The organism is Puniceibacterium sp. IMCC21224, from assembly GCF_001038505.1.
Taxonomy (GTDB): Bacteria; Pseudomonadota; Alphaproteobacteria; order Rhodobacterales; family Rhodobacteraceae; genus Puniceibacterium.
The window spans coordinates 1,493,801-1,507,287 of the sequence record NZ_LDPY01000001.1; the positions used below are offsets into that span (position 1 = coordinate 1,493,801).

The 13,487-nt window shown below is 59.3% G+C and carries 7 protein-coding genes; 3 read left to right on the top strand and 4 right to left on the bottom strand.

The features are described 5' to 3' along the window. Nucleotides 1-662: 662 nt before the first annotated feature. Nucleotides 663-3,926 (top strand): Ig-like domain-containing protein, encoded by a 3,264-nt coding sequence (locus IMCC21224_RS26415; protein ID WP_053078914.1) that lies wholly within the window; start codon nucleotides 663-665, stop codon nucleotides 3,924-3,926. 125 nt (nucleotides 3,927-4,051) lie between these two features. Here IMCC21224_RS26415 and IMCC21224_RS06895 read toward each other — a convergent pair whose 3' ends face one another. The 3 genes from IMCC21224_RS06895 to IMCC21224_RS06905 form a co-directional block, all read right to left on the bottom strand. Further along, a complete protein-coding gene (locus IMCC21224_RS06895) occupies nucleotides 4,052-4,675 on the bottom strand; it encodes an NTP transferase domain-containing protein (protein WP_047994721.1) in 624 nt (207 codons plus the stop codon). A gap of 16 nt (nucleotides 4,676-4,691) precedes the next feature. After that, entirely contained in the window at nucleotides 4,692-7,100 is a 2,409-nt protein-coding gene (locus tag IMCC21224_RS06900; protein ID WP_047994722.1) for an FAD-dependent oxidoreductase, read from the bottom strand. Between the two features lie 227 nt (nucleotides 7,101-7,327). Continuing rightward, entirely contained in the window at nucleotides 7,328-8,179 is an 852-nt protein-coding gene (locus IMCC21224_RS06905) for a sulfotransferase family protein (protein ID WP_047994723.1), read from the bottom strand. A gap of 186 nt (nucleotides 8,180-8,365) precedes the next feature. Between IMCC21224_RS06905 and IMCC21224_RS06910 the strand changes: the two genes are divergently transcribed. After that, nucleotides 8,366-9,472: an alkene reductase gene (locus tag IMCC21224_RS06910; RefSeq protein ID WP_047994724.1), complete on the top strand. Its 1,107-nt coding sequence runs from the start codon at nucleotides 8,366-8,368 to the stop codon at nucleotides 9,470-9,472. 199 nt (nucleotides 9,473-9,671) lie between these two features. After that, the gene (lon, locus tag IMCC21224_RS06915; RefSeq protein WP_047994725.1) at nucleotides 9,672-12,077 is read left to right on the top strand and encodes an endopeptidase La; all 2,406 of its coding nucleotides are present in this window, start codon (nucleotides 9,672-9,674) and stop codon (nucleotides 12,075-12,077) included. Between the two features lie 222 nt (nucleotides 12,078-12,299). Here lon and IMCC21224_RS06920 read toward each other — a convergent pair whose 3' ends face one another. Then, complete coding sequence (locus IMCC21224_RS06920; RefSeq protein ID WP_231582028.1) at nucleotides 12,300-13,415, bottom strand: AbrB family transcriptional regulator; 1,116 nt, start codon at nucleotides 13,413-13,415, stop codon at nucleotides 12,300-12,302. Nucleotides 13,416-13,487: the final 72 nt, after the last annotated feature.

The window sequence follows — 13,487 nt, forward strand, 5'->3', positions numbered from 1 at the left end:
GGATTTGTTACTGGAAACCGGCGGTGCGGCTGATCAATCTATCCACGTTCGGGCGATTGATGCGCCTCAATGTACAAACGCTGCCACATTTGAACGCAAGAACGCGAACAGTTTACTTCGAACTGGGATCGCTGACATTGTGTCCAATTTTGCAACAATGCGCGATTCAGCGTGCCAGAGGTTTGCAAAAATCCATGAAAAATCCATGCTAAACCGGTAATTCGACCTGAGCGGACCGCAGGACACCGCGAAGCGAACGAAACAATCATGCGCCCAAAGACACAAATGCCTAGCGGCGAATACCCCGACGCGACGACAAAAGCGGAAATGCAGAAAGCTTTCATACATTTTGTCCTTTGTTCGCGACATCAGCTTAAGTATTAATCTCTCAAGCCCAACTGGGGGGTGATGTCTGTTGGCCACGGGGGCGGCCGCTGAACTGTATCGCATCCGCAGGGTGCTAAGGGACGCGTGGGTCGGGAAACCGATGAGCCGCCAGAAGGCGACCTTTGTTCACCATTTGGGTGGGCAGACGACATCGCGCGACCTTGGCACGATTGCAAGCTATACACACAAACGAAACCGGGCGGTGCTATCGTGCTGCCGTCGCGCAGCTGCGGCATGGGGCTTGCCCCCGTCTTAATGTAAAGAGGGTCAATGAGATGACTGATTTGGTATTAGACTGGGGCACACTAGGCGCCTACGGAACGAATTTGGATAGCACGGGGCCTGATACGGTCTCTGCAACGATCGAAACCGGGGGCGTCGCAATCGACGTGATCTACACCGGGGTCGAGCCGGGCAATCAGGCGTTCACCTTCAATTCCGAAGGGTATGTGGCGGACGGCGAAACCATCGACCCGTATTCGCATCTCAAACTGTTTGGCGATGGCAGCGGCACAGCTACCCCGTCGACCGAAGAGACGTCGAACGTCGTCTTTGATTTTCGCGCGACCGACACGTCGCTGTTCACCGACAACGTTCAGAACGTGACCTTCCGGCTGTCAGATGTCGATTCCAGCGATACGAACGAAGATCTGGATGGCGAACCAAATGGGACGTTTCAGGATTTCCTGACCGTCACAGCCTATGATGCCGAGGGAAATTCGACCCCGGTGACGCTGACCCCGGCTGGCACTGCAACGGTTGCAGGTGACACCGTGTCCGGCAACACCACCAGCGGCTTTGCCGATGTGGACGGTTCGGTTCTGGTCAGCATTCCCGGCCCGATTTCGCGTATCGAATTTACCTATGACAACGGCGGCAACGCGGCTCAGGGTCTTTTGATCTCGGATGTGCAGTTTTCGACCGTGGACGTAGAAGATGAGAACGACGCGCCGGTGGCCGTCGATGATGACGTGACAACCGACGCGGATATGGATGTCACCATTGAGGCACTGGCAAACGACTCGGACCCCGATGGAGATGAGATTTCGATTGTCGACAATACTGCCCCGGCCAATGGCACTGTCACCGATAATGGTGACGGCACATTTGGCTACACGCCGAATGCAGGCTTCATCGGCACGGATACCTTTGATTATACAATCAGCGATCCCTCGGGCGCGACGGACACCGGCACCGTGACGATTAAGGTGGGCGAGGACACTATAGATGGCGGTAACCGCCCGCCCGTGGCCGAGGATGACAGCGCAACCGTGCCCAGCGGCACGACCACAGCGATCCCAGTGCTGTTCAACGACAGCGACCCTGACGGTGATCCTTTCACCATCACCACGCTGACTGCGGCCAATGGTACGGTTACCGACAATGGCGACGGCACGGTGAATTACACACCGAACGACGGTTTCACGGGTGAAGATACGATCTCGTACACCATCACGGATGATGGCGGTCTGTCTGACGATGCTGTTGGCATTGTGACCGTCGAAGTTGGTGACACCAATGGTAACCCGGTTGCCAATGATGACACGGCTGACACAATCGGCGATCCGGTGATCATTTCCGTACTGGAAAACGACACCGATCCTGACGATGATCCACTGACTGTCACCGATGTTTCTGACCCGGACAACGGCACGGTTGTGATCAATGACGACGGTACCGTGACTTACACCCCGGACGATGGTTTTGTCGGGGATGACACCATCTCGTACACGATCGACGACGGGAATGGCGGCACGGACACTGGCACAATCACCGTGACGGTTGGGACTGCGCCGCCACCGCCGACCGGTGGTGATCCGCGTATCGACGTTGATGTTTTCCCGGTGGCTGATGCGGATCAAGCGCTCGACCCACTGGACGGGCTGGACGAAGATCCCGATCCCACCGACGATATGGAAACGCTGGTTGGCACGGATGGCGCTGACAGCATTGATGGTGGCGATGACAGCGATGTGATCACCGGTGGTGCCGGGGCTGATACGCTCGAGGGCGGGATCGACAATGACACCATCGACGGCGGCGGCGGCGACGACCTGATTACGGACGAGCAGGGCTCGGACAGCATCACAGGCGGCCAGGGCAATGATACCATCGTGGCGGGTGTCGATACCTTCTCGGATTACGAAGGGGATGATCCCAGTTTCCCGCTGACCGTGGGCGGCACAACCTTCCTGTCCGATCCAAACACCACGGACGGCATGGACACCGTGCATGGCGAAATGGGCGATGACCTGATTTCGACCGGTGACGACGCCGACAGCATCACCGGCGGCGACGGCAACGACACGCTGGACGGCGGTATCGACGACGACACCATCCGCGGCAACCTTGGTGATGACAGCATCATCGGTGGCCACGGTTCGGATTCGCTCGATGGGGGTCAGGGCAACGATTACATCGACGGGTCGAACTTTGCGATCCTCGAGCAGATCGACGCCATCGACGTAAACACGGAAAACGACCGGGACAGCATCTATGGCGGTCTGGGCGATGACACTCTGATCGGGGGCGACGATGACGACACTTTGCTTGGCGGCTCTGGCAATGACCTTCTGGATGGTGGCATCGATGAGGATAGCCTCAACGGTGGTGATGATAACGACACTCTGATCGGTGGCCAGGGTGGCGACACCCTGAACGGTGGTGCAGGCGTCGACAGCATCGACGGCGGCGCGGATCGCGACGTGATTATCGTCGACAGTGCCAGCGACGGCGCCGGTGATTATGTTCAGGGCGGCAACGCGGGCGACGATTTCGACATCCTCGACCTCAGCGGTGTTGGCGTTCAGGGCACCGACTACCGTCTTGTCAACGTGACGCCCGACGATGATGGCGATCTGCCCAGCAACGGCATCGACGGGACGGTCGAATTCCTGAACGGGTCTGGCGCTGTCACCGGCACGATGGATTTCTTCAACATCGAACAGGTGGTGCCGTGCTTTACCCCGGGTACGCTGATTGCAACCCCGCAAGGCGAACGCCTGGTCGAGGATCTGCGGGAAGGTGACCGGATTATCACCCGCGACAATGGTATTCAGGAAATCCGCTGGACGGGTCGCAAGGATCTGACCGGGCATCAGTTGTCACGTCAGCCGCACATGCGTCCCATCCTGATCCAGCGCGGCAGTCTGGGCAACAACCTGCCCGAGCATGATCTGCTGGTCAGTCCGAACCACCGCATTCTGGTCAACAACGACAAGACCGCGCTGTATTTCGAGGAAAACGAAGTGCTGGCCGCGGCCAAGCACCTTACCGGCCTTGACGGAGTGGATGAGGTTGGCGCGTTGGGTGTCAGCTACCTGCACTTCATGTTCGACCGTCACGAGGTTGTGTTGTCAAACGGCGCCTGGACCGAAAGCTTCCAGCCCGGCGATTACAGTCTCAAGGGGATCGGTGGTGCGCAGCGCTCTGAAATCCTGGAACTGTTCCCGGAGCTGGAGCATGCCGAGGGCATTCAGAGCTATCAGTCGGCCCGCCGGTCGCTGAAAAAGCACGAGGCAAAGCTTTTGACGAAGTAATCGTCAGGTAAACAGACGCAGTACAATCCGGTTGGATGTACGGAAAACGGGGCGGATCACACCGCCCCGTTTTTTGATTGTGGATGGCGACAGCGACGTCAGCGGCGCATTGTCCGCGCGCGACGTCAGATTTCCGGCGGGCTGCAATCTGCCAGTTGTGTCCTGCGCCAGGCTTCCCAGGCTTCGGGGGTATCAAGGTCGGTCAAGGCGTTGTTGCCGGGCAGGGCAACCTTTCGCACCCGGTGTGCGTTAGTCTTCAGAACGTCGCGCGCACCTCGATCCCCGCTCAACCGCTTGAGCGCCATAAAGCAATCTTCGGGAAATAGGACCGGGTGGCCCGCCACACCCGCAGCAGAGCTGCCCTGATAGATTAGAGGATGGTTTGCAGAACGGAATGCCGCGATAATGCTTTGATAGTCGTCCTCGGTCAGGTCCGGCATGTCGGCGGGTGCGATGGCAACGGCCGAGATTTCTTTTGGAAGAGACGCCACGCCGCGCCGGAGCGAATTGGCCATGCCAAGTTCAGCATCCGGTACGTGGACCATGCGCAGCGGCAGGCCAGCCATAGCCTGTGCGCGGGGGCCGTCGAGCGACCGCAGCGTGACCACCACATGGTCCGCGGCTGTCAGTGCACGCAGTGCCTGACGGCGCAGCAGCGGCATGCCATCGACAGACTGCAACAGCTTGTCAGCCCCGCGCATACGGGTGCCAAAGCCGGCGGCGGGAATCAGTATGGCAACGCGTTTCATGCGGCACCATACTGCTTTATCCACGCATGCGCGCCCCATCCGCATCAAAAAGCGGCTGAGTCAAAAGAACGGCTGGCCGCATCTTGCCGAGAATTTCAATCTCGGCCTGCAATCCGTCGTGCGCCAGCGCGCGAGGGATAAGCCCCAAGGCAATGGATTTGTTGGCATAATGCGAATAGCCGCCTGACGTGCAGAACCCCTGTACCTTGTCATCAATCCAAATCGGTTCGTAGGCGTTGACGTCAGTATCGTCGGCGTCCAGCTCAAACGCGACCAGCTGGCGCGCAGGAGGAACCTCTCGCTCAGCCTCGGCTGTGGATCGACCAATGAAATCAACGTTCTTGCGGAAAGAGATAAAGCGATCCAGTCCGGTTTCCGCCGCGGTGTAGTCGGGCGAAAACTCGCGCATCCACGAGCCAAAGAACTTGTCCAGGCGCAGCGACATCATCGCACGCATGCCGAATGGTTTCATGCCATGCGGTGTGCCTGCCGTCGTAAGTGTCTGCCACAGCTGGCGTTGGGCCATGGGATCGCAATAAATCTCAAACCCAAGATCGCCAGTATAGCTGACCCGCTGCACCAGACAATCGGACATGCCAACACCCAATTGCCGCACATCCATAAAGGCCATGTCGGAAACGTCGTTGCGGGTGCAGGCTTGGAGAACGGCCCGTGCCTGCGGTCCCGCGATCTGAAAACCTGTGCGCTTATCACTGATATTTTCGATGCTTACGCCGCTGTCCTGATGCTTCTGAAACCAGCGCATATGATAGTTCTGCGCGCTATAAGATGCGGTGAGCTGGAATGTCTCGTCTTCAAGACAGGAAATGGTGAAATCGCCGATCAGTCGTCCTCTGTGTGACAACATCGGGGTCAACGACAGCCGACCCGGCTGCGGCACGCGTCCGGCCATGATCCGGTCGAGCCATGCGCGGGCGTTGGGGCCGCTGATCAGATATTTTCCAAAGTTCTGAACTTCATTGATTCCAACGGCTTCGCGTACGGCCTTTACCTCTCGTGCCGTCGCCTCAAAGGCGTTCGAGCGTCGGAATGACGGTGCTTCAAACCGTGGTTCTCCCTCGGCGGCAAAGTAATTTGGCACTTCCAACCCGTATTGCTGCCCCCAGACCGCGCCCATCTGGTCAAAAATGTCGTACATCGGCGTGGTGCGGTTCGGACGCGCGGCTGGCTTTTCTTCGTTTGGATAAGCGACGGAAAAGCGGGTCTGGTAGTTTTCGGTCACTTTGGGACGGGTGTAGCCGGGCGTGATCCAGGGGCCAAATCGGGCTACATCCAGCGCGCTGACATCGCGCTCTGCCTCGCCCTCGATCATCCATTGCGCCAGCGTCAGGCCGACGCCGCCACCCTGCGAAAAGCCAGCCATGACGCCGCAGGCCGACCAGTAGTTCCGCAACCCTGGCACAGGCCCGACCAGAGGGTTACCATCGGGGGCAAAGGTAAAGGGTCCGTGGATCACCGTCTTAACGCCGGCGGTCTCAAGCACCGGAAAGCGTTTATAAGCAAATTCAATGCTGTCCGCAATTTTGTCAAAGTCATCTGGCAACAGTTCGTGGCCAAAATTCCATGGGGTGCCATCGACGGCCCAGGGACGGCAGGGCTGTTCATAGAACCCGATACACAGCCCGCGCCCCTCTTGGCGCAGATAGGATTCTCCGGCGGGGTCCATGATATGCGGGTGTTCGGTGCCACGTTCGTAAATTTCAGGAATGTCGTCGGTGACGATGTATTGATGTTCCATCGGGTGCAGCGGGAGGTAGATACCCGCCATTGCACCGACTTCGCGCGCCCAAAGGCCACCGGCGTTGACCACATGTTCGGCGTGGATCGTGCCCTTGTCTGTCACCACGTCCCAGGTGCCGTCTGGGCGCTGGTTGGTCTCGCGCACCATGCAATGTGTCTCGATGGTAGCGCCGCCCAGCCGGGCCGCCTTGGCATAGGCATGGGTCGTTCCAGATGGATCAAGGTGCCCGTCCAGAGGATCGTAGAGCCCGCCGATAATACGGTCGAGGTTCACGATAGGCGCAAATTCAGCGATCTCGGCCGGGGTCAGGATGCGGGTATCCAGGCCCATGTAGCGATGCTTGGCGCGCTCGGCCAGCATCATGTCGAACCGGTCCTGATTGTCCGCCAACGTCACGCCACCCACATGGTGCAGCCCGCAGGACATGCCAGTGATCTCTTCCAACTCTTTGTACAGCCGGATGGTATAGCCCTGCAGCGCGGCCATATTGGTGTCGCCATTCAGCGTGTGAAATCCGCCCGCGGCGTGCCAGGTGCTGCCGCTGGTCAGCTCGGATCGTTCAATCAGCATGACATCGGACCAGCCCAGCTTGGTCAGGTGATATAGCACGGAACAGCCGACAACGCCGCCTCCGATGACAGCAACGCGGGTGGTGGTTTTCATGGCATTCTCCCAACGGACTGGGCACAGCTTGCGTTGACGGCGCGACGTGGTGCCAGCCCGTTTCCGACACATCCTGTCGCAAGGGAGCCATGAGATGAGGGCGGGGCGCAAAAAGTCTTTGCTGACCGAATGAGCGTGCGCGTGATGTGTTGCCAGGGCAAGGCCGTTTTGCGGGTGCGGCGAATGCATCGCCACGGGATACACAACTGTGTCAGATGTGGCGCGATCTAACCCAGCAGATGCGCATGCGGCCAGTGTTGCAGTGTCTCGGGCATGTGTTGGGCGCAATAGGTATAGTCGGCGGCAAAGCGGGGGAACAGCTGCCGGGCGGTTTCGGGCGGGACGGCGCTGGCGTCAGCCGAGGCATTGACCTTTTGCGCGCCCTGTTTCGGGTCCGACGGAATGCCTGCATAGCTGCTGAGCGCATCGATTGCCGGGGTGGTGAACAGTGTTTCGAACAGGCCCGTATAGCGCCGCTCGGTGGGAAAGATCTGTGAAAGAGTGGTGAGCGTGGCGCGGTAACTGTCGGCTTCACCCGGCTGGAAGGTGGTGTAGCTGTCCAGAAACGCGGTTAGGTCTGTGTGGTCGGCTGACAGATGCCCTTTGCGCCGCTTCATGCGAAACACTGACCAGGCGCGCTCAATCGGGTCGCGCATGACAAAGATCGGTTTCACCACGATGCCACGCGCGGCAAAGCCGGTGTCGATCCGCTGTAGCACCTCGGCGGGCAGGGCGGCATAGCCGGGGGTGATATCGCCGGTATGCGTGATACCCGCCCGGGCGAGGATGCCGGCAAAATAGCTGAAATATCGGTCGGGGTTTTGTTGCAGCCGGTAGCGAAACGCCTTTGCGCCAATGGGCAGGCCCAGGCGGGTGGCGAACGCCGCTTCGATCCGCTTGAACAGGGGTGGGCGGGCAATGCGGTATTTGGCATTGGCCGGAATGTGTAGTGCGTCCCAGACCTGATATTCGCCCAGTCGGCCCATATCGACCATCGGCGCAGAGTTGAGATAGCTCTGAACCCAGCTGGTGCCGGATTTCGAGGCGCCTAGCCCAAGAAGGAAGGTCGGCTGCGTCATGTTGTGGCCTCAGCTGGGAAACTCGCCGGGTTGTAGGCAGAAACCGGATTGGGCGCAATTGGCGCCTGCTTGAATGCGCGCTGCCGCGGCGGGCAGGCGATGCCACACATTGTTGTGAGGAACCTTTCACAGGGCCGGGGCCTTTGCTCATGTATAGAGACAGACACAAATCTTAAGGATACCAAAATGACCGAGCAGTCCCTCTTTTCCGCTTTTACCGCTGGTGATATCGCGCTGAAGAACCGGGTGGTGATGGCCCCGCTGACACGCAATCGGGCGCGGCCCGAAGATGATACACCGCATGGCTTGCATGTCGACTACTACACGCAGCGCGCCGGAGCCGGGTTGATCATCACCGAAGCCACGCAGATTTCGCCCGAGGGCAAGGGCTATGCCTGGACGCCTGGCATCTATTCCGACGTGCAGGTCGCAGGTTGGAAAAAGGTGACTGAGTCGGTTCACAAGGCCGGTGGCCGGATTGTTCTGCAACTTTGGCACGTCGGTCGGGTATCTCATACCTCACTTCAGGAGGGGGGCAAGGCACCGGTCGCACCCTCGGCTATTGGTGCCGGCGCCAAGACTTTTGATGGCGAGAAGATGCTTGAAACCTCCGAACCGCGCGCGCTGGAACTGGATGAGATCCCGCGCATCATCGAGGATTTTCGCAAGGCGGCCGTCAACGCCCGTCGCGCCGGTTTTGACGGGGTCGAGCTGCACGCCGCCAATGGGTATCTGCTGGATCAGTTCATGAAGGACGGCGCGAACAAGCGCGATGATGCGTATGGCGGATCGCTGGACAACCGCACCCGCCTGACGTTCGAGGCGCTGGACGCGGTACTGCAGGAATGGGAGCCGGGACGCGTCGGTATCCGCATCAGCCCGTTTTCCAACGCGAACAACATCACCGAAAGCGATCCGGCTGCTCTGGCGCTGCATGTGGTGGACCGGCTGGCGGGCTATGATCTGGCCTATATCCACCTGATTGAGGGTCAGACCGGCGGCAAACGTGAGTGGCCCGAGAGCGTTGATATGGACGACCTAAAGGCGCGGTCCGGAACGCCCTGGATGGTCAACAACGGCTATGATCGTGCCATGGCGCTGGCAGCGGTGGCGGATGATCATGCCGATCTGGTGGCCTTTGGTGTGCCGTTCATCGCCAACCCCGATCTCGTTGCGCGGCTAAAGCTGGACGCACCGTTGAACCAGGCCGACTCGTCGACTTTTTACGGTGGTGGCGCAAAAGGGTACACCGACTACCCCACACTTGATGAGGCGCAAAAGAAGGCGGGCTAAGCCGCGCCGCTACGTCGCCCCTGCCCCCCGGCATCGCACCCCTTGCGTCTGTCGGGGGCCGGGGGCATGCTTAACCGCAAAAGACGGATGTGCTTGAAAAAGTCTGGCAGGTACACCATTTCTCATAACCGAGACCGGAGACAGCCGGAGTTGCCGCATAGCGGGACAAGCGCTGTCTTGCCAATAATAAGGATTGAGCATGAAAAAGCCCCTCAATACGTCTTATCCGGTGCTGCCGCTGCGCGATATCGTGGTGTTCCCGCATATGATTGTGCCGCTGTTTGTCGGCCGCGATAAATCCGTGCGTGCATTGGAAGAAGTCATGGCCGACGACAAGCAGATCCTGCTGTCGAGCCAGATCGACCCCGCAGTTGATGACCCCGACAGCACCGGCATTTACAAGGCTGGCGTGCTGGCCAATGTGCTGCAACTGCTCAAACTGCCCGATGGCACCGTCAAGGTTCTGGTCGAAGGTCAGGCGCGGGTGCGGATCACCGAATACCTTGAAAACGACTCGTTCTTCGAGGCAAAGGCTGAATATCTGACCGAAATGCCCGGTGATCCCACCGCAATCGAGGCGTTGGTGCGCACCGTGGGCGAAGAATTCGAACGCTACGCCAAGGTCAAAAAGAACATCCCAGATGAGGCGATGAGCGCCGTGTCCGAAGCGACCGAGTCGGCCAAGCTGGCCGATCTGGTGGCCGGGCATCTGGGAATCGAAGTCCATCAAAAGCAGGAACTGCTTGAGACGCTCGCCGTCAGCGACCGGCTGGAAAAGGTCTATGGCCTGATGCAGGGCGAAATGTCCGTCATGCAGGTCGAGAAAAAGATCAAGACCCGTGTCAAAAGCCAGATGGAGCGCACGCAGCGCGAATATTATTTGAATGAGCAGATGAAAGCCATTCAGAAGGAGTTGGGCGACGGTGAGGACGGCCAGAACGAGGTTGCCGAACTCGAATCCAAGGTCGCTGCGACCAAGCTGTCGAAAGAGGCCCGTGAAAAGGCCGACGCCGAGATCAAGAAGCTCAAGAACATGTCGCCAATGTCGGCCGAGGCGACAGTGGTGCGCAACTACCTTGACTGGATGCTAAGCATTCCGTGGGGTGTGCGCAGCCGTGTCAAAAAGGATTTGGGCCGGGCGCAGAAAGTGCTGGATGACGACCACTATTCGCTTGAGAAAGTGAAAGAGCGGATCGTTGAATATCTCGCCGTGCAGCAGCGGTCGAAAAAGCTGAAAGGCCCGATCATGTGCCTTGTCGGCCCTCCGGGGGTCGGTAAAACGTCGCTTGGGAAATCGGTGGCCAAAGCGACGGGGCGCGAGTTTATTCGCATCAGCCTTGGTGGTGTGCGCGATGAATCCGAGATCCGCGGCCACCGGCGGACTTACATCGGCTCCATGCCCGGAAAAATCATTCAGGCGCTGAAAAAGGCCAAGACGACGAACCCGCTGATCCTGCTCGATGAGATCGACAAGATGGGTCAGGATTTCCGGGGCGATCCGGCGTCGGCCATGCTCGAAGTGCTGGATCCGGAACAAAACAGCAGCTTTGTCGATCACTATCTTGAAGTCGAATACGACCTTTCCGACGTGATGTTCCTGACCACAGCGAACTCTTACAACATGCCGGGGCCGCTTTTGGACCGGATGGAGATCATCCCGCTGTCGGGTTACACCGAGGACGAGAAAGCCGAGATCGCCAAGCGCCACCTGTTGGACAAGGTGAACAAGAACCACGGACTGAAAAAAGGCGAGTTCGAGGTGACGGACGAGGCGCTGACCGACATGATCCGCTACTACACGCGCGAAGCGGGTGTGCGGAACCTGGAACGTGAACTGGCCAAGCTGGCGCGCAAGGCGGTGACTCAGATCGTCAAGGGTGACATGAAAAAGGTTGTCATCACGAGCGAGAACATCGACGACTATCTCGGTGTGCGCAAATACCGCTATGGTCTGACCGAGGACGATCACCAGGTCGGCGTTGTCACGGGGCTGGCCTATACTTCGGTCGGCGGCGATCTGTTGCAGATCGAGGCGCTGCGGCTCCCGGGCAAGGGCCGGATGAAAACCACCGGCAAGCTGGGCGACGTGATGAAGGAATCGATTGATGCGGCGTCGTCTTACGTCCGTTCGATCAGCCCTCAGATCGGGGTCAAGCCACCGATGTTCGAAAAGTGGGACATCCACGTCCACGTGCCCGATGGTGCCACCCCCAAGGATGGCCCATCTGCCGGTCTTGCCATGGTGACGTCGATTGTGTCGGCGCTGACCGGAATACCGGTGCGCAAGGACATCGCCATGACCGGCGAGGTGTCGCTGCGCGGCAATGCGATGCCGATCGGCGGGCTTAAAGAAAAGCTGCTGGCGGCGCTGCGTGGCGGAGTCAAAACCGTTCTCATCCCTGAAGAGAACGAGAAAGACCTGATCGAACTGCCTGACAACGTTAAAAACGGGCTAGAGATCATCCCGGTCAGCCATGTCTCTGAAGTGCTGAAGCGCGCATTGATCCGCGCGCCCGAGTCCATCGTCTGGGATGAGGACGCCGAGGAGGCCGCCGCCCAGGCGCTGGCCAAGCAATCGCCCACGGCAGGTGCCGTTGCGCACTGAGCACGCAGCACGTTCGCTGAAGTCGTAAAACAGTTTCGCCGCCAGAGATCACCTCTCTGGCGGCGTTTCTTGTGGCGTGCTGTCCAAACGGTATTCGGGCTGAAAATGGCCCGAGCCGCGTGATCCTGGAATAGTGACCCGGATGTCGGCAAAGTTCATTAGGCCTTGCCGGGATGGTAGAAATTCGCAAAGAGGGTGCCCCACGCAAATGTTCCATGTCGATCAGGGGCTGTCAGGCCGTCGCCAGAATCGGCGCATCAGTCCAAAGACGGCGGGTGCTGCGACAATAACAAAGGTGATCCGAACCAGATGGTGCGTTGCCACATAGGCCACGTCCGCATTCAGAGCCAGCGCGACCAGGCTCATCTCGGCCAGACCTCCCGGCGCATAGGCCAGCAACACCTGATCCAGCGCCTGGCCAAAGAGCTGATGCAAAAGCAACGCAAACGCCCCTGACACACTGAGCATGATCACCGTTGCCCCCACCCCCAGCAATAGAGCGCGGCCAATCGCACGTGGGGCGCTGCCCAGGAACCGGCAACCCATGATGGTGCCCAGCAGAATCTGTGCTGCGATCACCACTTCGCGGGGTGGTGGATTGCTGGCGTATCCGGTCGCGTGGACCACGGCGCTGAACAGCATTGGCCCGACAAGAAAAGGTGCCGGAAGCCGCAGCTTTGGCCCTGCCAGATAGCCCGCAATGCCACAGATCAGTAGGATGGTCAGGTCAGAGAGGGGGACGTCAACAAAGGCCACGCCAAATTGCGAGCGATCGCTCAGATCCACGCCCAGGATCACCCGGAACCAGAGTGCCAGCAGGCAGACCACCACAACGATCCGACTGGCATGTGAGAGGATAATGATGCGGTCGTCGCCGCCCATTTCTTTGCCGATCATCATCATTTCGTTCAGCCCACCCGGCATGCCGGCGAAATAGGCGGTGACCGGGTCCAAGCCGCCAACCCAGCGGTAGTACGGCACCACAAGCAGGCCAGATATGCTCAGATAAACCGCAAGGAGTGATAGCGAAATGGCCCAATTCGACAGTTGCCCAAGCATCGCAGGGGAAAAGCCCGATCCCAGCAACACACCGATGATCACAACCACATAGGGACGGGCACGCGTCGGAGGTTGCACCGGCAGCCGCAGCACAGCGGCGATGGTACTGACCACGATTGGCCCCAGCATCCAAGGCAGCGGTAAAGTCAGCCAGTTGAACAGCACACCGCCCAAGGTGGCAGCGACAAGCGTCAGCAAAAGGCGCAGATATGTCCGATAGCGGTCGCTCAGTGTGGGGTCCTCGGTCTGGGCTGCCCCGTGCGTGCCAATATGGATCACGACGATTCCAGGCGGCCCTGTGGCAGCGTGGTTTCGTCTTAGACCGCCCGGAAGCCGGAGGAAAGCCCCGCC